The sequence below is a fragment of the Sorangium sp. So ce204 genome (genome assembly GCF_051526795.1).
GTDB lineage: Bacteria > Myxococcota_A > Polyangia > Polyangiales > Polyangiaceae > Sorangium > Sorangium cellulosum_B.
This window is the reverse complement of the sequence record NZ_CP150317.1, coordinates 12,729,913-12,751,333: the sequence shown is the minus strand read 5'-3', so window position 1 is coordinate 12,751,333 and position 21,421 is coordinate 12,729,913. Positions and strand designations below refer to the sequence as shown.

The window sequence follows — 21,421 nt, the reverse complement described above, 5'->3', positions numbered from 1 at the left end:
CGCGGGCGAGAATGCTCTCGCTCGCCTGGCCTTCACCCTCTCAAGCGAAGGGAGATGTTCAAGGCTGCGAGGAGGGCGAACATGGCGCAGCACACGACGGCAATTTCCTTGGCCGATATGCGGATCGAGACGCGTGGGTCCTGCGCGCGCGCGGCGCCATACAGGGCCATGGAGGCGCCGAGCACGATGTAGAGCACGTCCTTGTAGCTCCACGACAGGAAGAAGATACCCACGAGCGCGCCGCACAGGCTCACGAAGACGGCCGGGGCGAAGCGCGACACCGTGACGTCGACATTGTAGCCGTCGCGCCAGATCTTGAACGACACCTTCAGCGATGCATAGAGGAGCAGCGCGAAGAGGCTCGCGCCGACGACGCCGGTTTCTGCAGCGGCGAGCAGGTAGGCATTGTGCGCGGTCTGCGCGCCCACGGATTCGTCGGTGAACTGGCCCATGCCGACGCCAATGCCCATGGTCCGCTGGATCATGTCGAAGCCTTCATGCAAGAGGTCGACGCGTGCATCCGTGCTCGAGGCGGCCTCGTCTCCGTCCCGGCCCCCGAACATGAGCATCGGCGTGCCCGCGAACCCTGCCACGAAGAGGCCCTTCAGGCCGTGCCGCTGTATGACGCACAGGCTGATGATGACGAGGTACACGAGGAGCCCCATCCGCGAGCGTGCAAAAACGATCATGGTCCCGATCCCGGCCAAGTTCGCCGTCGCGAAGACGGCGCGAAAGGTCGCCGCTACCCAGGAAACAGGCGTGCTGTGCTCCATGGCCGCCGCGTCCCAGCGCGGCGCATGCTGCAACGCGGGCGCGTGGCGCATACCGGCGCTCGAGTGAGCCCGTCTTCGATGTCGCCCAGTGAGGGTCAGGACAAAGGGAATGGTCATCCCCGCCATCAGCGACAGGTCGTTGGGATCCATGAGCGTTCCGCGGTAGCGGACGCGACTGCTGATGGTCGTGGTCGCGAACGGACCCGGACGCTCGCATCGATACTCCGCATAGGGGTCAGGCGCGTCGCGCCGGCAGTCGTAGTGGAACTCGCACGGGCGACCATCGGGCACCAGGTTCTCCCCGCTCGCCGCCGTGGGGTCGACGATCATGCACTCGAGAGGCGCATACGCCTGCTTGAGCGCGACGGCGGTGACCAGGACGGCGCAGCCGACCAGCGTGAGCACGAAGATCTGGAGGCCCCGCGACGAGGCGCACCCGAAAGCGAGCGCGAGCATCACGCACGCAGTGGGCAGCAGCGCCAGCGCGCGCTCGCCGAAGACGTGAGGGCTCTTCAGCGCGGTCGTCATGAGCGCCCACAGCATGAACCAGATCGCGTAACGCGTTTGCGGCGCGACCGTCAGCGCGATGCATCGCCTCCGGACATCGACGATGATGCAAGCGACGGTGATCGCGAGCATCACGTGCAGCACCGGTACGGCGCCGAGCGCCGGGACGAACTCTTGTGGCTTGATGATGATGAGCGCGCAGAGCGCGCAAGTAGCCCATGCAGCCATAGCGTCGTCGCGCCGCCGCTGCCACCGAGTTTTAGGCTCTATGCCGCGCCGGCCGCTCGTACGAAGAGAGGCACTCTGGCGGACATACGAGCGGCGGGCGCCCCCTTCGATTTGCCAATTTACACCGGCAATCCATGCTTGTCCAGCACGCGGAGTCCGCCTTGCCGAGCCTTCTTTGAGGACGACCTGTGCTCGTGCCGAGTCGTGGGTCCACGCCGCCCCGCGCCCAGCGTGGTCGACCCCGGCGAGAGCGCAAGGGGCAGTGACCGTGGCGATGGCCTGGCGCTTACGGATCCGGAGCATCCGGAGGTATACAAGTCCGGGAGCTTGGACTCAGCGAGCAGAGGCGCGTGCCGCGCGCGCGAGTCAGGCTGCGCGGTGCGCGCCAGAGGTTTGGTGTCACGAGAAAGCGCCACGTCTTACTCAGGCATGACACTCGCAACCATGTATCGCGGGAGTGGTTTTCCCGAACACAGTCTTCGAACGGCGCACAAACAGGGAGGTCGCAGGGAATTCGGATGCTTCGCGACGAACGAGCGAGAAAATGTCGCTATGGCGCCTCCCGAGCCTCGACGCTCGCTTTCGCATGGCACCGTCGCGGCATCGTTCGCCCCGCCCATGTCGGCGAAGTAGCTCGAATGCGGCCTCGACGGAAGGATTCCGCCACGTGCGTCCGAGAATGTCCGGGAGAATTGGTCGCATCGCTTCGAGTGCCGCGATCTCCTCCGCCAGCGATAGGAAGGCGTGCCATTTTCCGCCGCGCCTGTCTACATCGAGCGCGGCGGGGTCCTCATGATGCATTTTCAGCCAGCGACAAATGGACTTCCATTCCACTTGAGACAGCGCATCCATCCGGCTTGCAGGCAATGATTCACTTGCGCGAGCGAGGTGGCGCAGCAACGCTTGCAATTCATCCTGGACCTATATTCACGCATTCAGCTAGCCATTTGCGCCGGCGTAAGCCACGGGCGGATGTCCAGCGATCGATACATGCCGATTGAGCGCAGCGCGACGCTGGGAATTCTGATCCTCGCTTGGCATCAATCTCACGCGCAAGGTCATGCATGATACCTCGGAGGAGCGGTCTGCGCAAAGACAGTCTGGAATTTCAATAGTGTCCGCCCACGACGCGGCAGTAGCGGTCCGTGCTCGAAATCGTGAGCAATCCGCCCTGGGCTGGGCGAGACGGCGAATTTGGACGATTCAGCGCCGGTGCCGCGCTACCTCGCCGACTCGCCGGAGACCGGCACCAGCGCCAGCACCCGCGCAGGCGCGCGGCTTCATGTTCATCGTCGTCCCCTTCATCATCCTGGTGACGAAGCTCCTCGGCTGAGCCGGTGCGCTGGAGAGCGAGGCGCTCCGGAGTCGCATCACGGCCTTTATCGAGTTGGCCTGGACGCCCTGATCACCGCCCGAGGCGTATCTGCGCCGGTCGAAGGCCCTCTTCAGATCGAAGCGACCGTTCAACGGGGGCGAAACGCTGGTCGACAGCGATTGACGAGATTCGCGCGACAGGCCTCGAGTAGTGTTCGTTGACATGCTCCGGAGAGGTGCAGCCGATCCGCGACGGTGCTACGCTGGAGAGGATGAACAACGGTGAAAGTTGCCCGGTCATACCGCACGAGTCGGACTCACGCGTTCCGGACACGAGCGAACTGGCACACCTGTTCGCGCCCCTGTCACCGAATCGCGAGAGGCTGCGTCGCAGCTACCGCCTCCTGCAGCGCTACAAGCCGGCGCCGCCGCCGTATGTCTACTGGCACCTTGCGACGTCTCGTCGAGACCGCCGGCTTTCGCGTCGATAAGCTCGTCACGTTCGACGGCTATTCGAACGACCGTCAGGATCTGCGTACGCGCGCGCTGTGGTTTGGGACCGTCCTGTGGCACGCCGCCAGCCTGCAAGCAGGGCGGACGCGCAACCTCATCGCTCGCAGCGGTTCGACGTTGATGGTCCTCGCGACGAAAGTCGCGCCTTGTAACGTGACCAGGGTCACTGCCGTCAAGGTCTGAACCGCCAGGCGCTCGGGGCAGACACGCGCTCTCAGGCGTTCACGAGGGTGCGGCGATGGCGATTCCCCACCGGACAGGCGCGCGAACGACAGCGCCGCTCAATCGACCCGCGCGTGCCACTTCACACGCAATCAGGAACGAACTTGGTCGGTGCGGTGTTGCTGCCGCTACGTCGCCGGCTCGGCTGAGCCCGGCACCAGCGCCAGCACCCGGGCCGGCGCGCCGCTGCCGCGCGCGAGCGGGAGCGGCGCGACCACGACGACCGCCCCGGCCTCGGGCAGCTGCTCCAGATTGGCCAGGTTCTCGATGTGGTAGCCGCCGGCGCCAAGGAAGGCCCTGTGCTGCTCGAATGTCTCGCTCTGCCCCGGGTCGGTCGACAGCGTATCGATCCCGATGCAGCGCACGCCGCGCTCGCGCAGGTAGCGGCTCGCCTCCACGGACACCCCGGGAAAGTGCATCACGCCCTGGGGGTCCTGGTTCAGGTACCTCGCCGGATCGGACCAGCGAGCCCCCCAGCCCGTCCGGATCAGCACGATATGCCTCGCGCCCAGCGCCCCGTGCCGCGCCTCCCAGCTCCGGAGATCGTCCACGGTGACCCGGTGGTCCGGGCTCGCCGCCACGGCCGCCGTCACGTCCACGACCGCCGCCGCCCCGACGAGCTGCTCCGGCGCGATCTGCTCGACGGTCGCCGCCCCGGCCGTGAAGTGCGCCGGCGCGTCCACGTGCGTGCCCGCGTGCTCGGCCATCGAGAACCGATTGGAGCAATACGCGTCCTCCTCGATGGTGCTCAGCGCCTCCGGCGCATAGGGCTCGTCGCCGGGAAACAGCGGCATCTCCCGGGTGATCGGGTGCGTCAGATCGACCACCCGCGCCGCGGCGAGGTCGATCACGAGAGCTCCGTGCGCCTCCTTCATGGCGCGCAGCTCACCACGAGCCCGCCGCCCGCACAAGGCACGCCGGCCGGCGCTCGCGCCGCGCCGCGAGCGCCGCGAGCGCCGCGCCCGCCCGACGCGACGACCGAGCGAGCCGGCATCGCCCGCGCGCGGGCCCGTGCCCGCGCGCGCGGCTCACACCTCGTGCAGCCTCACCCGGCGCCGAAGGTAGTTGCTCAGGTCGATGCGGGTAACCGGCCCGACGAACTCGTCACCCTCGGTCAGGGCCGCCGCGAGCGGCGTCCCGGACGACGAGCCGGCGAGGATGCCCGTCCTGGCGCGCTGGGCATGAGGGGCGGGTGATCAGCCCTGTCGTGTCCGTGGCGCTGTGATCCGGCGGAGCGCGCCCTCTTCTCCTGTCGTTGCGATCTCCAGATCGGAAAGGAGCTCGGGTGAGGCGAAGACGCCCTCTCCGGCTTGGTCTGGCACCCACGCCGCGACCTCCAGCAGCTTGCCGGCTGCGGGCGAGCCGTCGCCGGTATCCATGAGCTCTCCCGCGTGGAGGCACAGGCGCACATCGACCCTGGGATCGCGCCCGGAGCGGGCCTCGAGCCGCTGGTAGATCGCGAGCGCCGTGCGCACCACCTGGCGGCGCGCCTCCCTGTCCCCGGCCGGGTCGTCGGGACGATCCGCCGTGAGAAGCACGCTGCTGCCGGTCTGCGCCATGCTCGTGAGACCGGCGCTGACGAGCTCGGCGGCGATGAAGGGGAGGATGACCTCGAGATCCGCGAGCAATCCATCCTCCGGCTCCTCGAGGGCGCTCGGCTCGACGTGCACTTCGGCGTAGAGCGCGAGCGCCTGCCGCGCGCGCGCGGCAGAAGACAGCGCGCCCGTCCCGCCGCTCGCCTCCACCTTGGCCCTCAGCTCGCTCAGAAAGGCCGTGATCGTCGGGGTGCGCTCCCTGCGATCCTTGCTCATCGCACGGAGGATCACCTCATCCAAGGCGGGATGGACGCGCGCCCGGGTGCTCGGGCGCGGCGGGTCCACGTAGAGGTGCAGCTGGCGCAGCATCGGATAGGAGCGCTCGACGAAGGGCGGCTCGCCGACGAGCATCCGGTACGTCAGCACCCCGAGCGCGTAGACGTCAGCGCGAGAGTCGATCGACTCGCCGAGGATCTGCTCCGGGCTGATGCACGTCGGGGTCCCGACGATGTGCCGCGACGACGTGAGCGCAGGCCCCGGCGCATCGAGCAGCTTGGCCACGCCGAAGTCGAGCAGCACCACCCGCCGCCGCCCGCCCTGCTCGGCGAGAAAGACATTCGATGCCTTGATATCCCGGTGCACGATCCCACAGCGGTGCGCCGCATCGAGCGCGCTGCAAAGCGGCTCCAGGAGCGCGAGCACATCGGCGGCGGACAGGCGTCCGCGGGCGCGGAGGTGCTCGTCGAGACTACATCCCTCGAGCAGCTCCATGACATAGTAGGGGTGACCACGGCTGCCGAGCCGCCCGTGATCGAAGATCTCGACCACGTTCGGATGATCCAGGCGCTGTATCGCCTCGATCTCCCGCGCGAAGCGGACGACCGCATCGAGATCCGAGGCGAGGTCGGCGTGAAGGACCTTGAGCGCCGCAGCGGTGCCGCGCTCGGCGTGCGTGGCGCGATAGACGAAGCTGAAGCCACCCTGGGCAAGGGGGCGATCGAGGATGTAGTCGCCGACGCGAGCCCCCCGCGGCAGGGTGCGGAGCGGCAGATGGGACGACGGCTCCTCCAGCGTGGGCGTGGCCTCGGCCTCCCGTATCGGAAGTGTGCTGTCGTCGAGGGCGCTCGGCGGATGAGCCACGGCCGCCGTCGCCAGCGCGGAAGGGGTATGTGAGCTGGGGAGCGTGTCGTCTTCCGTGGTTCGTGCCATGCGCCGGGCAACAACGATATCATGAGCGCCGCTCACGGCTCCCGCGCGCGGCGCGAAGGGAAAACCGATTTGCATCGCTGTCCATCGTGCCACAGGCGGATCGCAGAGGCGGCCCCGTGCCCCCGGCACGGCGGGCCGCCGCTTGGGCCTGCGCCCGCAGAGGCCCGCGGCGCAGCGCCGCGCGTCGAGGGCTTCCGTCTGACCGAGCTCCTCGGTCTGGGCGGCTTCGCTGCCGTCTGGGCAGGCTGGCGCGAGCGCGACGAGATGCCGGTCGCCGTCAAGGTCGGCCTGAGCGACGCGGAGCAGAGCGATGCGCGCTTCCAGCGCGAGGCCGGCGCTCTCGAGCGGATCGGCCCCCCACACGTGCCGCGCCTCTACGGGCAGGGGAGGCTCGACGATGGCCGACCGTGGATCGCCATGGAGCGGCTGCGAGGGCGCACGCTCGCGGCGGACCTCGCGGCGCTGCCCGCGCCGCCGGACCTGGGCTGGGCGCTCGGGCGAGCCGACGCGCTGCTCGTCGCGCTCGAGGCGGCGCATGCCCGGGAGGTGATCCACCGCGACGTGAAGCCGGAGAACGTCTTCCTCGTGCCAGCGAGCGGCAGCGGAGCGCGCGCCGGCGCCGCGGGGCGAGGCATTCCCGGCGCGGAGGAGCGCGTGGTCCTGCTCGATTTCGGCCTCGCCAAGCGGGGCTCTGGCGCCGAGGCGACCGGCGCCGAGCTCACGCGCGCCGGGACCGTCGTGGGGACGCCCGTCTACATGTCGCCCGAGCAATCGCGCGGGGACCTGGCGATCGACGCGCGCGCCGACATCTACGCATTCGGCGTGATCCTGTTCGAGCTCCTGACGCTGCGACCGCCGTTCGTCGGCGACGCGAGCGCCATCGAGCACGGCCACCTCGCGCTGCGTCCGCCGCGCCCGACCGAGCTGGCCGCCGTCCCGGCCGCGATCGAGGACGTGGTGCTCGCGTGCCTCGCCAAGGAACCAGATCGCCGGCCCGCGAGCGTGTCGCTGCTCCGGCGCGCCCTCGCCGGGGCGGTCGCTGGCCTCGCCCGCGGCGCTGTCGTGGACGCTGACCGCGCCCGCGGCGCTGTCGCCGGGGAGGCGGCCCCGCCCGAGAGCGCCGGGAGCGGTCGGCTCATCGCGGACGGGCGCGAGCCGGTCTTGGTGCTGGTCGCGGACGTCGGCGGCGCCGTGCCGCCGGCCGTCGCCGCGCTGGCGAGCCGCAAGGGGCTCGTCGTCCGCCAGCGCGGACGCCGCCTCGTGGCGCTGTTCTCGGGCCTCGACATCGAGCATCCGGCGCAGGCGGCGCTCGCCGCCGCGCGGGAGCTCGTCGACCGATGCGATGCGCGCGCGGGGCTCCACCTCGCGGGCGTCACCGTGCGCCGGAAGGGGAGGTGCGCGCCCGTCGCCTACGGCGCGGCGGTGGATCGCCCGGAAGGCTGGCTGCCGCCCGAGCCCTGGACCGGGGTCGTGCTCAGCGCGGAGATCGAACGCGTGCTGGTGGAGACCGAACCCACGCCCCCCTCGGCAGGCGCCGCGGCCGCGACGGGCGCGGTCGACGGCGAGGTACCCCTGTTCGGGCGGAGCGAGGTCGTCGAGGCGCTGCTGGCGAGCGCCGCCGCGGCCTTTGACGGCACGTGTCCCGGCCTGATGACGCTGCTCGGCGACGCGGGCCTCGGCAAGACGCGCCTCGCGAGCGAGGCGGCTGCCGTGGCGCGATCGCTCCATCCGGGGGCGCTGGTGCTCTCGATGCGCGCGGCGCAGCCGCTGTCGTGCGAGCTCGCGCGAGACGCGGAGGAGATCCTGCGCGCCGCGCTGGGCGCGCAGGAAAGGCCGCCGGCCGACGTCGAGGCGTTCTGCGCGGAGCGGCTCGGCCACGAGATCGGGCGCGCGGCGGGGCCGTCCGTGGCGGCGGCGCTCGGGTGGGGCGCCCCGTCCGGCGGCGCGTCGCACGACCACGAGCTCCGGCGGGCGATCGCGGAAGGGCTCCGCCGGCGCGCGCGCCGCGGGCCGGTGGCCGTGATCCTCGACGACGCGCACTGGGCGGGCGACGCGTTGCTCGATGCCCTCGAGGTCGCGACGCTCGACGGCGCCGGCGTGGCGCTCTGGGTCGTGGTCGCCGCGCACCCGCGGTTCGAGCAGCTCCGCCCCGGGTGGGGTACCCGCACGCAACGCTTCGACAAGAGGGCGCTTTCGCCGCTCGACGAGGGCGCCGGGATGCGGCTCGCGGCGGAGCTTCTCCTGCCGGCGGAGTACCCGCCGGCGGACACGCTGAGGCGGCTCGCCGCGTGGGCCGGCGGCAATCCGGCGTGCCTTGCGGCGATCGTCCGGGCGCTGAAGCGGGCCGGGATCGTGCGCCAGCGGTCGAACACAGGCAGCTATTACGCGGCGACCGCGGCGCCCGAAGGCCTGGCGTCCTCGCCTGGGTGGCAGTGGCTGGCCATGCGGAGGCTCGAAGCGCTGCCGCCGGAGCTCGCGGCGTGCGCGCGGCTCTGCGCGGTGCTCGGGGCCTCGTTCACCAGGGCGGAGCTGGAGTGGGTCCAGGACGCCGCCGATCGGGCCGGTGGGGCCGGGTCGCCGGTGGACGCGGGCTTCGGCCTGAGCGCGCTGGTCGAGCGGGGCATCCTGGAGCGCGCGCCGCGCGCGTCGCGCGCGCCAGGTGAGCGGTACGCGTTCCAGAGCGGCGTCTTCCGGGACTCGGTGATCGAGCTGCTCCATCCGGAGCACCGCAGGGACACCCACCGGTACGCGCTGGCCTTCTGGCGAGCGCGGGTCTCCGCCGGGGATGCGACCCCGGAGACCCTCGCCTCGCTGGCGCGGCACGCGAGCGCGTGCGGAGCCAGCGAGGAGGCGGCGGAAGCCTACGTGAAGCTCGGGGACATCGCGCTCTCGGCTCACCGGCACGTCGAGGCCGACCAGCACTACACTGCGGCCCTCGGGCGCATCTCCGAGGCGGACCTGCGCCGGCGCGCGCTCGCGCTCGCGGGCCGGGGCAGGGTACGCTACCGAGCGCACCGGACGCGGGAAGCCATCGAGGATCTGACCGTGGCGCGCGAGCTCGGCGAGCGCCTCGCCGACGAGGTGCTCGTCGCGGAGATCCTCCTGGAAGAGGCCACCCTGCTCGACTGGACCGGGGATTACGAAGGGTCGGCGCGGCGCGTGGAGCAGGCGCGCCCCCTCGTCGCGCGGTCGGGCTCACCGCGGCTCGCGGTCCGGCTCGTGGTGGCCGATGGGCGCAGGTGCGTGCGGACAGCGCAGGTGGCGCAGGCGATCGCGCTCCTGGAGAAGGGCGCCGTCGAGGCGGAGGCGCTCGGCGATCACGACAGCCGGATCGTCGCGCTGCTGCTCCTGTCGGTCGAGCTGGCGCACGCGGGCTCGTTCAGCGAGGCAGAGGAGCGCGCGCGCGAGGCGATCGACCTCTGTGCAAGGGTCCACGATCTGCCGCACCTGTGCGTCGCATACATGAACCGCGTCGTGCTCTGGACGCTGAAGAAGTCGCCGTCCCGGGCCACGGAGGATCTCCAGCGCGTCATCTCGCTCGCGCGCGAGATCGGCAACCCGTGGCTGGAGCGCGTGGCGACCTACAACGTCGCCGAGCTGCTCTACTGGAGCGACCGGCGCGAGGACGCGCTCGTGCTCGCCCGCCGGGCGCATGTCCTGGAGCGGCGGTTCATCGAGCGCCCGGTGCCCGAGTGTTCCCTGCTGCTCGCGCGGATCCTGGCCACGGCGGAGCAGGACGACGAGGCGCGCGAGCTCATCGCCTGGGTAGCGGGCTCCTGCCCGCCAGAGCCGGGGGCGCACGCTGCGTTTGCGTGCTTCCGGATGCTCCAGGCGCTGCTGATCGACGAGGCGGGGCGCGTCGTCGGTCCCCGTGAGGCGGTGGCCCATGAGACGGTGGATGGAGCGATGGGCGCCGCCGGCAGCACGGGGAGCCTGCTGTTCGCCGATGAGCTCCTGGAGATCCTGTACTGGCGTGCTCGCCTCGCCCTGCGGGACCGGCGAGAGGCCGACGCTTCTGCGGTCGTGCGCAAGGCGCAGGCCATGCTGGAGGAGCACCCGGCGTGGCGGGATCGCTTCGATGGCCTCGCGCGCGCCCTCGAGAAGGTGCTGGCTGGGCCATGCAGCACCTGAGGGCTTCAACATGCAGGTACCGCCGGATCTCGGCCGCATGGGTGTTGTACGACTCACGTGCTTCGCGCGGCGGCGCGGCCATTTCTCATGCAGGGCCTGCTCCTGCCGGGGCGGGCCGCTGAAGCAGGGGGCCGGCCTGCGCCTTGCACAGCTTGCTCGCCGAGCACATGCGGTCGGCGCCGCGCGCTCCGGGGGGATCATGTCCATTTCACGAGCGTTCAGCGCTATCACAACGGTTTTTTCTCTCTTCATCGCCGGATGTGGGGCAGAGCGGCACAGCGGCATGAGCTCGCGCACCGAGGAGCAGGACGCGATCATCGTCATGAACGGAGACGATCCTGCGTTCTTCTGGCGATCCGCGACGCAGCAAGCCTTGCGCGCCATGGCTGAGGCGCCGCTCGAGGGATCAAGCGGCGAGCTCACCGACACCCCGCTGCTCGCGAGCGCAGAGGGGCGGCGGCTCCTCTCCTACGTGGTCCTCTGCGCGCTCCCTGGAGGCGAGGCGCTGCGCGGTGAGGCCGCGGGGGTCTCCTTCGAGGGCGCGGTCGGCCTCGCGCCACGGTGGATATCCTCGCCTCTCGAGGACGTCGAGACACAGCGGTGGATGACGGCGTGCCTGCTTCAGACGCTCAACGGCCTCAGTATGGAAGTGGAGGTCCGGATGACGGGCAGCCATCCGGCGCTTGCCGGGCGCGCGGGGGCCGCGCCGTCCGAGTTCACCACCCCGGATGCCACGATGTTCGGCAACCTCTTCCATCCGGACAGCCCGGCTGCTTTCGCCTGCGTCGACAACGCGGATGTGGCGGCGTGCGGCGCCGACTGGAGCGGGCATTCGGTCCAGCGGATCTGCGGCATCTCGCCCACGTGTGGCGTCACCCTCCTTGGCCCGTGCTCCCTCGCCTGCGCTCGCGACGCGGACGGCCGCTCGACGTGTGACACGCCGAGAGACGGCCGCTACGTGGAGGCCATCTCCACGAGCCTGCATCGCAGTATCTCTCTCGACTCGTTCGCGCCCTGCAGCCTGTGACGCGCCGGACGGGCTCAGCGCTCGCCTGTGTGCGCGCCGAGAGCGCGGGTCGGTCGCTCGTGTGGTAGCTTGAGGTCGATGGCCTCGGAGCGACCCCCCTGTCAAGATGTCGGCGCGACAGCGGTGCTGGAGGCGCGCCCCCGCGAGGTGGCGTTCAGCCGGTTCCACGTCCAGGTGCAGCGCGGCCCTGATCAGGGCGCCTCGCAGGTGGCAGATGCGCCGGAGCTCGTGATCGGCTCCGCCCGCGGCAACCAGCTTGTCCTGACCGACCAGGCCGTGTCGCGGCACCACTGCGTGATCACCGTCACGCCACAGGGGTTTCTGCTCCGGGACCTCGGGAGCACCAATGGCACGAGGGTTTCGGGGATCCGCGTCGAGGCCGCGTACCTCGATCCGGGGGCGCTGATTGGCGTGGGCCAGTCCACGCTCCGCTTCGACGTCCTCCCGGACGAGATCCGCGAGCCGCTCGGCGACGAGGACCTCTCCGGGCGCGTCCTCGGGCAGAGCACCGCGATGCGGCGTATCTTTGCCATGCTGCCGCGGGTCGCGGCATCCGACTCGACGGTGCTCCTCGAAGGGGAGACCGGCACCGGCAAGGGGCTCTTCGCCGAGCTCATCCATCAGCAGAGCCGCCGCGCCTCGGGGCCGTTCGTCGTGATCGACTGCGGCGCCATCCCACCCACGCTCATCGAGTCCGAGCTGTTCGGGCACGCCAAGGGGGCCTTCACGGGCGCGCAGCAGGCGCGGGCGGGCGCCTTCGAGGCAGCGCGCGGGGGGACGGTGCTGCTCGACGAGCTCGGCGAGCTCCGACTCGACCTGCAGCCCAAGCTGCTTCGCGCCCTGGAGGAGCGGACGATACGGCGCGTCGGCAGCCTCGACCCGATCCGCCTGGACGTGCGGGTGATCGCCGCCACGAACCGCGATCTGCGCCAGGAGGTGAACCGGGGCAACTTCCGCTCCGATCTCTTCTATCGGCTGAACGTGGTACGGATACGCGTCCCGTCGCTTCGGGAGCGCCGCGAGGACATCCCGCTGCTCGTCGCGCACTTCTACCGGCAGTTCGCCGACGGGGCCAAGCCGCCCCTGGAGCTCGTGGAGGCGATGGCGCGCCACGACTGGCCGGGCAACGTCCGCGAGCTGCGCGGCGCGGTCGAGCGGGCCGTGCTGCTCGGGGATCCGCTCCTCTGGCGGGAGGGCGCGGCGACCGAGGGCGAGGCCGCGCAAGGCGAAGCCCGCGAGAACGTCTTCAGGGAAGACGATCTGTCGCTGTCGTTTCGTGAGGCGAAAGAGCGAGTCATCACGCTCTGGGAACGCGCTTATGTCCACGCGTTGATCCGCGCCAATGGCAGCAATGTCTCGCGCGCGGCGCGGGCGGCGCGGATGGATCGCAATTACCTGCGGGAGCTGCTTCGCCGGCACGGCGTCCTGGCGACCGACGTCTGAACGTCCGTGGGCCATCGCTGGCGCCGACGTGCAGGGCGGCCCGGCAAGCGATCATGACACCGCATCCAACCGGGAGGAGGGCGTGGAGGAGTTCCCCGGTTCGCCCTCCCATGGTCACGGTCGAACCCAGCCGCGGCGACCTCGGATCACATCGGCGTGCGGAACATGGCCTGCGCGGAGCAGAGGACGTGGGTCACCGCCTCCGCCTGCGCGTCGCTGGCGGCCGCCGCGGTGAGCGTCGGCGCGAGCGCCTCGACCCCCGCCGCGAACTTCGCGTAGGCCTCGACGATGCCGTCCAGCTCGGCGTCGAGGCTGGCCGACGCGCTCGGGTCGGCGTGCGCCTCGGCGTCGAGGTAGGCCGAGAGCGCGGCCTTCAGGTCGGCGTCGAGCTGCGCGTTGAGGTCGACCGTGGCATCGAGCACCGTCCGCAGCGCCGCCTCGGCGTCGGCCGTGGCGCCCACCAGGAGGCCGAGCGCACCGCCGGCCTCGGCCTGCGCCTCGCCGGAGAGGCTCGCGACGAAGTCGGCGCGCGCGGTCGTGATCGCGTCCACGCTGGCTGCTGCGGCCACGTCCGCCGTCAGCTTGGCGCCTGCGTCCGCGATCGCATCGACGGTGGCCTGCGCGGCGCCGCTCAGCTTGGCGATCTCCGTGGTCGCCTGCGCGGTCGCGCGCGCCTCCAGCTGTGCGGCGGCGTGGGCGCAGGCGAAGAGGACCACCTCTACGTCCGCGGACGCGTCGAGCTCCGCGCTGAGCGCGGCGCGGAAGGTCATGCTGGCCGCGGCCTGCGCCTGGGCGCGCACGTCGGCGGTGGCTCCCGCGGCGTCCAGCGCGGCGTCGACCTCCGCGAGGAACTGAGCGGCCGCCTCGCCGGCGGGAACCTCGCTGTCCAGCGCCGCGTTCAGTGTCTGGGCGGCCTCCAGCTCCGCGCTGGCGAGCGCGTCCGCGTCGATGTTCGCGCCCGCGGCTGCGAGCGCGCGCAGCTCCGCGTGGTGCGCTCCCAGGGTCGCCCCCGCGATCGCGTTCACGACCGCCTTGGTCTCGGCGCCGGCCGACGCCGCGGCCGCGACCGCGGCGGCGAGCTCCGCGTCGACGAGCGCGCGCACGTCCGTCGCCACGGTGGCGTCCACCGCGACGCTGGCGGCGAGATCGATGAGCACGAGCGCCTCGACCGAGCTCTCGGTCGAGATCGGCGCCGCGACGGCGATCTCGCCCGCGGCGCTCCCTGCCGCATCGAGGAACGCGGAGCCGATCACCTGGCCCGAGCCGTCGAGGGCCTGCACGATGAGCGGCTTTGCGTCCACCGGGACCTCCGCGGAGAAGGCCCCCTCCGCGTCGATCGTGGTCTCTGCCAGCGGCTCGAGTGCTCCGCTCTCGAGCAGATGAGAGACGCGGACCGTCCTCGTGTTCGCGACGGTGCTCTCGCCGGCGAGGCTGTGGTCGTGAGACCCGGCGCCCTCGTCGGTCACGTGTCCGTTGACGATCGCGAGTGCGCCGTCTCCGGTCTGCGGATCGCCGTCCGAGGACGAGCCACCGGAACCGGAAGAACATCCCAAGGCCATCGAGACGCCAATCACCAAGGCCAACACGCTGCACTTCGAAGAGATGGTTCTCATGCTCACTCCTGTGTTTGCGGTGTACGCTCCGCGCCGCTGGGCCATGTCGTTCGGACGAGCCGACGAACCCCCTGCGACGCGATCACGACGTGATCACGAGGCGATTTGCGGAGGTGGTCGCCGGCCGGTGCCGACAGGAAGCAGGGTTCGCGCTGCGCGCCTGCTGTCCTGACCTACTAGCAGGCTGCGTGCCGCCGGCGCTGCGCGCCTGGCCCGCGGGGAAGGCACCGCAGGCCCGCGCGTCTTCGGCATGGAATCGACGGATCCGAAGGTGCGAATCGACCGGGTGTCACGAGCGCGAAGGGGTGTCGGTTGCTGGGGACAGCCAGCAGTGCCGCAGGCTGCCGCAAGCAGCGGCCGTCGACTTCCGTTCCGGATTGGACGTCCATGTAAGTGCGTTGATGTCGACCTGCGCATGGTCGGATGAACTCGGCCACGTCCTCCGCGCCGACGCGCAGCGGGCCCGAGCGGGAGGGGCGCGATTACCAACCACGACAGCCCCGGCCTCCGGGGGCTGATCCAGATGGGCCGGGTTCTCGATGTAGTAGCCGCCGGCGCCGAGGAAGACCCTGTGCTGCTCGAACGTCTCGCTCGGCCCCGGGTCGGTCGACATCGTATCGATACCGATGCAGCGCCCCGCGCGCGCGGCTCACACCTCGTGCAGCTTCACCCGGCGTCGCAGGTAGTTGATCAGGTCGATGCGGGTGACCAGCCCGACGAACTCGTCACCATCGGTCACGATCGGCACGAGCCCCGCGTCGAACATCGGAAGGAGCTCCCGGATCGGCGTCCGCACGTCGACCGTCCGGAGCCGCGTCGTCATCGCGGCCTCGACCGGCTGGCGGAAGCGCGTCACGTCGTCGACGGCCGCGAGGAGGAGGTCGGACTCGTCCAGGATGCCGATGATCTTGCCGTCCTCCAGGACGGGCAGCTGCGACACGTCGTAGAGCTTCATCCTCGCATAGGCCACGAGGAGCGCGTCCGACCGCTGCACCGTGACCACCGCCCTGTCGGCGTGGCGGCGCGTGATCACGTCGCGCAGATCCCCTGTCGGCGCGCGGTCGGTGAAGCCCTGATCGGCCATCCAGAAATCGTTGTACATCTTCGACAGGTACTTGTTGCCGCTGTCGCAGACGAGGGTACAGACGCGCTTCGGCGACGACTGCTCGCGGCAATAACGCAGGGCCGCCGCGAGCAGCGTCCCGGACGACGAGCCGGCGAGGATGCCCGTCCTGGAGAGCAGCAGCCGCGCCGTCTCCAGGCTCTCCCGGTCGGAGATCGTGTAAGCGCGCTTGACATGGGAGAGGTCGAGGATCGGAGGGAGGAAGTCCTCCCCGATGCCCTCCACGAGCCACGAGCCCGCCTTGCCGAGCTTGCCGGTCTTCACGTAGCCCGCCAGCACCGAGCCCTCCGGATCGGCGAGCACCATCTCGCAGCGCGGCTGCGCCGTGGCGAAGTAGCGCGAGAGCCCTGTCATGGTGCCGCCGGAGCCGACGCCGCACACCATCGCGTCGATCCTTCGATCGAGCTGCGCGTCGATCTCGGGGCCCGTCCCTGTCTCGTGGGCGAGCGCGTTCGCCGGGTTCTCGAACTGGTTCACGTAGAACGCGCCCTCCTCGCGCGCGATGCGGGCGGCGAGGTCCTGGTAATAGCTCGGGTGGCCCTTCTCGACGTCGGAGCGCGTCATCACCACCTGCGCGCCGAGCGCCCTCAGGTGGAACACCTTCTCCTGGCTCATCTTGTCCGGGATGACGAGCGTGAGCCGGTAGCCCTTCTGCGCCGCGACGAGCGCCAGGCCGAGCCCTGTGTTGCCCGCCGTCGCCTCGACCACGTGGCGCCGCTCGCCCCCGAGCTGGCCGGCGCGCTCGGCCGCCTCGATCATCGACAGGCCGATGCGATCCTTGATGCTGCCCCCCGGGTTCTGGCTCTCCATCTTGAGGAAGAGCTCGCACGGGCCGGCGTCGAGCTGAGTCACCTGGATCATCGGGGTGTGCCCGATGAGAGCGACAATGTTCTCTGCGGGCGCAGCGGTCGGCATGGGCATTGGCATGACAGCTCAACGGTCACACGACGCGCACCGTCTGTCGAGGTGGTGCCAGCGATGACGCGCGCGTCACGCGCGTCGCATGGGCGGCGTGGGCCGCGCAGGGTTGCCGCGGACGGCCGACCTCTGGACCGAAGCGACCTTCGCGGCGTCCGGGCCGCACGCTGCCACGCTCAGAGGCGCGATCAGGGACGCGATCAGGCGGGCCGGACCGCCTTCTGGAACGCGGCCGGGCCGAGCGCGTTCAGCACCTCGCCCCGGCGGAGGCCGCCTCGCCGCGCGGTCCCCACGCCGAAGCGCAGGTTGTGGAGCGCGCGCGTCGAGTGTGCGTCCGTCGAGACGACGAAGCGGATACCGCGCTTGCGCGCCTCCTTGATCCACCGGGGCTCCATGTCGAGGCGGTACGGGTCCCCGTTCACCTCGATGGCGGCCCTCGACTCGGCCACGGCGTCGAGCACCTCCTCGACGCGGCACGCGAACGGCTCGCGCCGCTGGATGAGCCGGCCGAGCGCGTGCCCCCAGATCTTGAAGACCGGCAGCCGCATGGCGCTGACGAGCCTGCGCGTCATCTGGTCCGCGTCCATCTTCATGCGCGAGTGGATGCTCGCGATGACCACGTCGAGCTGCTCCAGGATCGCGTCCGGATAATCGAGCCTCCCCGACTCGAGGATATCCGACTCGGTGCCTCGGAGGAGCTTCACGCCCACGCGCTCCTGGACGCGGGCGATCTCGTCCCACTGCTCCTTCAGCCGGTCCAGGCCGACGCCGTTCGCGTAGTGGGCGGCGGGCGAGTGATCGGTGATGGTGAGGTATTTCATCCCCATCGCCTCGGCCTCCAGGGCCATCTCCTCGATCGTGTTCTTGCCGTCCGAGTACACCGTGTGGCAGTGCACCATGCCCTGGATATCGCCCTGCTCGACGAGCTCGCCCTCGCGGCCCGCCCGCGCGGCGCGCTCGATGGCGGCGACGATGTCCTCCGCGCTCTCGCGGAGCTCGGGCGCGATGTACGGGACGCCGATGTGCTCGTAGAGGTCCTCTTCCGTCTTCACGGAGAGGCGCTTCTTGCCCCGCCAGAGCCCTCTCTCGTCGAGCGTGAGCCCCAGCTCGCGCGCGAGCGCGCCGAGCGCCGAGAGGTACTCGGGCGCCCCCGTCCGGTGGTGGAGCGCGGCCGCGTAGTCCCGGGGCGGCACGCAGAGGAGCTCGCCGCGCAGGCCGCCCGAGAGCCTCACCCTGCAACGCGCGCCGCCGCGCGCCTCGACCTCGGCGACGAGCGGGGACCGGACGAAGCAGTCGATCACCTGCGCGGCGTCGTCCGCCGCGGCCACGAGGTCGATGGCCGGCACCGTCTCTTCCCAGCGCCGGATCGAGCCCGCGAGATCGGCCTGCTCGGTCGCCTCGCAGCCGCGCACGTGGGCGAGGAGCGGCTCGGCCGCCTCGAGCGCGTCGACGAGCAGGACGCGCTCGTCGCGCGCCTCGTGGCGGGCTATCCCCTCGAGCAGGCTCGCCTCGGTCTTCGCCCCGAAGCCCTTCACCGCACGGACCTTCCCGGCGAGACAGGCCCTCTTCAGCTCCTCCACGCTGCCGATGCCGAGCGCTTCGTGGAGCGCCTTCATCCGCTTGAGGCTCATCCCAGGCACCTGGGCGAGCTCCAGCACGCCGCTGGGCAGCTCGGCGCGGAGCTCCTCGAGCTGCCCGGAGCGCCCCGTCTGGTAGAGCTCGGCGATCTGGGCGGCGAGCGCCGGGCCGATGCCCTTGATGCCGGTGAGCTTCTTCTCCCGGACGAGCGCGCCGAGGTCGTCCGTCAGCTGCTCCAGCGCCTCGGCCCCCGTCTCGTAAGCGCGCGCTCTGAACGGGTTCTCGCCCTTGATCAGGAGGAGCGCGCCCGTCTCGCGGAGGGCGCGGGCGATGTCGAGCTTGTCGAGCATGGGTCGTGGCAACTCTAGCACCTGCGGCTCGCGGACCGGAGGACAGGAGGTGTGGCTTTTTGCAACGAGGCAGCTTGCCACAGATACGCGTCCAGCCCCCGCCACGGCGGACGACATTCCACGTCCAGAGCGGCGGAAAACGCTCCTCGCCCACGATCCTCCCGTGGAGCAGTTCGCCCCCCAGCTCGATCCGGCGTCGCCTCACCGCCGACCCAACATCGCGCGCCAGACGACGGCCCCCAGGCGGAGGCGCGCGTCGCGCACGGCCGCCAGGGGAGGCGGTGGAGCAAGGTCACGCGCCGAGGGCGCAGGACGCTCGGCCCGACGCCCCCCACCCGAGCTTGAGACGGCGAAAGCTCTACCGATTCCTATGCCCCGAAGCCTGCTCGATGGTCTCCCACGGCGCCGAACCGGTGCGCCGGCGCGCCGACGACGAACTTTCCACGGGAGGGAGGGCGCACTATGCTCCAGCGAGAGAGCGTTCATGCCCCGCCTGCGCCGCATCTTCGTCGAAAACTACCGCGCCTTCGAGCGCGGGCTCGACCTCGACCTCCGCCCCCTGACGCTTATCTACGGGAAGAACAACGCGGGCAAGAGTTCGGTCGTGCGGCTCGCTGGCATCCTCCACGACTCCGTCACGGAGGGCAGCAAGAGCCCGTTCGAGCTCGGCGGCGCCGCGGGGGGCAACGCGTCCTTCAGGGATGTCCTCAATGCGCGGGCGCGGGACGAGGGCAAGTCTTTCCTGGAGCTCACGCTCGGCTGGGACGACGACATCGAGGCTTCCTGGCGGATTGGTCTTCACGAGCCAGGGGGTGTGGATCGGGTCAGGGTCGAGCAGCTGCTGGTCAAGAACGGCGGCGCGCCGGCCCACTACGCCGCGCCCAAGGTCCTGGAAGCAATCCCTCCCGCGGGCGCCACGCACGTCCCGGAGCTCTCGTTCGGCGGACTCGTCCCGCTCGAAGCCCCCGCCCTCCCCGTTGCCGTGTCGGATTTGCGCGCGCGGCTGCGGGAGATTCACGGGCGCGTCCAGTACCTGTCCGCCGTGCGAGCTCCCTCGCCAAAGAGCGTTGAACCGCGGGGCGTTACGCCCGATCTTTCGGCCGACGGGAGGGAAGCGCAGGAGATCCTGCTCTACGACCGCGCTGTGCAAGCTGAGGTCGAGGCCTGGCTCCGAACCGAGGTCGACCGCGACCTTCGAAGGGAGCGCATGGGAGACAACAGCTGGCGCTGGCTCCTTCCTCCCTGCGCGGCGCCGACGCTCTCCATCCCCTTTGCCTCCACCGGAGAGGGCATGACCCAGGTGCTCCCGATCCTGGTGGCGCTCGCGCAACGCTGGGGCAAGGACCGCCCCGATGGCAAGCGGATGTTCGCGCTCGAGGAACCGACGACGCACCTGCACGACGATCTCCAGATCCGGCTTGCACGGCACTTCGCCTCCATCGCGATGGCAGCCGAGCCCCCGGTCGTCCTGCTGGAGACCCACGCCCGCCCGCTGCTGCTCGGCGTACAGCTCGCCATTCTGAAGGAAGGGTTGGACCCCGCGCGGGTGATCCTCTACTGGGTGGACCAGGACGAGACGGGCGCGAGCCACGCGGAGCCGGTGGAGTTCGACACGAATGGGCTCCCCAAGAGCAGCACCCTGCGCACAGCCTTCACGGAGGAGCGGCGCCTCCTCCAGGAGTTGAGCAGAGCGCACCTCCGCGGCCCGGTGTACGAAGCCCCCAAGGAGGAGCCTCCGACGCGATGATCGTCATCGTCGATCGGCGCCTCTTCCAGAAGGGCCTGCCCGCTCTCGTGCGCTGCCTCCAGTTCGTGTTCGCGGCGAGCACGCGGGAGCACGTGCTGCTGACCGACCCCCCATGGAACGCCGAGGACGACGCCCACCCGGTGCGCGTATGGCTCAGCGCCCTCTCAGCCGAGATCCAGGAGGCGGTGCAGAATGAGCTCGAGCGGAGCCTCGACAAGGCCACGACCATGGCCGCGCACGCCGCCAAGCTCCGCGTGGAGCCCATCGCGGAGAGCCGCTGGGAGGACGGCGAGCTCACCCCCGAGGACGCGCTCCGCGCCATGTACACACCGCTATGGCTCGCGCTGGAGAACGGACGCAACGATCTGCAATTTCTCCGTCGTATCCTGGAGGGGCGCGATCGTGCGGAGCTGGACAGATGCATTGCCGAAGGGCTCGTCGAAATCCCGCTCGGCGGCGGCACGGGAGAGCTCAAGGCCTTCCTGGCGAGGCTCAAGGAGCCCGACGGGGCGACGAGCTGGATTCGCCGCCTCCGGAGCTGGGCCATGTTCGATCGCGACGCGCACTCCAGCGATCGGCGCCTGCCGTCGAAGGAGTCAAAGGACCTCCACGGCCACGTGGCGTCCATGCAGAAACCCTGGCCCTTTCCGGGTCACCAACTCGGCCGGCGTACCATCGAGAACTACCTGCCATTCGAGGCGCTCGACATGTGGGCGGAAGGCGGAGAGGGGCACGACAGGACGAGGCGCCGCCAGCAGGTAGAGGCGTTCAAGTCGGCCGACTTCGGACCGACGCGGCGCGCGTGCTTCAACATGAAGGATGGTTTCGAGAAGGACGTCGCTCAGGAGGTCCGCGATGAGCTGAATCAACGCAAGAAAGAGCAGTACAAGCTCAAGCGACAACGCCGCCAGCTCCTCCCTCGCAACGCGCCCGCGAACCACCGGGCGATCGCGCGGCCGACCGTACGCTGGCTGAAGGAGACGGAGTTGCCCGTGGTCTTCCAGGGGATGCAGAACGAGGCGTTCCGCAACCGACTGAACCGTGGCTTCGGGAAGGACATCGCTGCTCTCTACCGCGAGGACGAGGACACGAAGATCGACGACATCTGGTTTCATCGCGTCTTCGAACTCGATCCCGCCGCGCAGGCCTGGCGCAAACGGCTCGTGGAGAGCCTCTGGAGCGTGCTCTGA

The 21,421-nt window shown here is 70.5% G+C and carries 12 protein-coding genes; 6 read left to right on the top strand and 6 right to left on the bottom strand.

All coding sequences use genetic code 11. The annotated features are described in order from the left end of the window. Window positions 1-32: 32 nt before the first annotated feature. Window positions 33-1,412, bottom strand: a complete 1,380-nt coding sequence (locus tag WMF22_RS48195; protein ID WP_438034137.1) for an O-antigen ligase family protein — start codon at window positions 1,410-1,412, stop codon at window positions 33-35. A 1,845-nt stretch (window positions 1,413-3,257) separates the two neighbouring features. Here WMF22_RS48195 and WMF22_RS48190 point away from each other — a divergent pair. Then, on the top strand, window positions 3,258-3,518 hold the full coding sequence (locus WMF22_RS48190) for a hypothetical protein (protein ID WP_438034136.1): 261 nt from the start codon (window positions 3,258-3,260) through the stop codon (window positions 3,516-3,518). Between the two features lie 167 nt (window positions 3,519-3,685). Here WMF22_RS48190 and WMF22_RS48185 read toward each other — a convergent pair whose 3' ends face one another. Together WMF22_RS48185 and WMF22_RS48180 are read right to left on the bottom strand one after the other, a co-directional pair. Continuing rightward, window positions 3,686-4,432: a cyclase family protein gene (locus WMF22_RS48185; RefSeq protein ID WP_438034135.1), complete on the bottom strand. Its 747-nt coding sequence runs from the start codon at window positions 4,430-4,432 to the stop codon at window positions 3,686-3,688. 321 nt (window positions 4,433-4,753) lie between these two features. Then, window positions 4,754-6,301 (bottom strand): serine/threonine-protein kinase, encoded by a 1,548-nt coding sequence (locus WMF22_RS48180; protein ID WP_438034134.1) that lies wholly within the window; start codon window positions 6,299-6,301, stop codon window positions 4,754-4,756. A 21-nt stretch (window positions 6,302-6,322) separates the two neighbouring features. Between WMF22_RS48180 and WMF22_RS48175 the strand changes: the two genes are divergently transcribed. From WMF22_RS48175 to WMF22_RS48165, 3 genes are all read left to right on the top strand, one after another. Then, complete coding sequence (locus WMF22_RS48175; protein WP_438034133.1) at window positions 6,323-10,432, top strand: serine/threonine-protein kinase; 4,110 nt, start codon at window positions 6,323-6,325, stop codon at window positions 10,430-10,432. Window positions 10,433-10,715: 283 nt separating this feature from the next. Then, window positions 10,716-11,459 (top strand): hypothetical protein, encoded by a 744-nt coding sequence (locus WMF22_RS48170; RefSeq protein WP_438034132.1) that lies wholly within the window; start codon window positions 10,716-10,718, stop codon window positions 11,457-11,459. Between the two features lie 78 nt (window positions 11,460-11,537). Further along, window positions 11,538-12,902: a sigma 54-interacting transcriptional regulator gene (locus WMF22_RS48165; protein WP_437296551.1), complete on the top strand. Its 1,365-nt coding sequence runs from the start codon at window positions 11,538-11,540 to the stop codon at window positions 12,900-12,902. Between the two features lie 146 nt (window positions 12,903-13,048). Here WMF22_RS48165 and WMF22_RS48160 read toward each other — a convergent pair whose 3' ends face one another. The 3 genes from WMF22_RS48160 to WMF22_RS48150 all read right to left on the bottom strand — a co-directional run bounded on the left by WMF22_RS48160 (window position 13,049) and on the right by WMF22_RS48150 (window position 18,484). Further along, window positions 13,049-14,515 (bottom strand): hypothetical protein, encoded by a 1,467-nt coding sequence (locus WMF22_RS48160; protein ID WP_438034131.1) that lies wholly within the window; start codon window positions 14,513-14,515, stop codon window positions 13,049-13,051. Window positions 14,516-15,164: 649 nt separating this feature from the next. Beyond that, window positions 15,165-16,559, bottom strand: a complete 1,395-nt coding sequence (locus WMF22_RS48155; RefSeq protein ID WP_438034130.1) for a pyridoxal-phosphate dependent enzyme — start codon at window positions 16,557-16,559, stop codon at window positions 15,165-15,167. A 197-nt stretch (window positions 16,560-16,756) separates the two neighbouring features. Further along, entirely contained in the window at window positions 16,757-18,484 is a 1,728-nt protein-coding gene (locus tag WMF22_RS48150; protein WP_438034129.1) for a PHP domain-containing protein, read from the bottom strand. A 484-nt stretch (window positions 18,485-18,968) separates the two neighbouring features. On the opposite strand from WMF22_RS48150, the gene WMF22_RS48145 reads away from it, so the two are divergent. After that, window positions 18,969-20,231, top strand: a complete 1,263-nt coding sequence (locus WMF22_RS48145) for an AAA family ATPase (RefSeq protein ID WP_438034128.1) — start codon at window positions 18,969-18,971, stop codon at window positions 20,229-20,231. Continuing rightward, complete coding sequence (locus WMF22_RS48140) at window positions 20,228-21,421, top strand: hypothetical protein (protein WP_438034127.1); 1,194 nt, start codon at window positions 20,228-20,230, stop codon at window positions 21,419-21,421. Before WMF22_RS48145 ends, WMF22_RS48140 begins: the two co-directional genes overlap by 4 nt.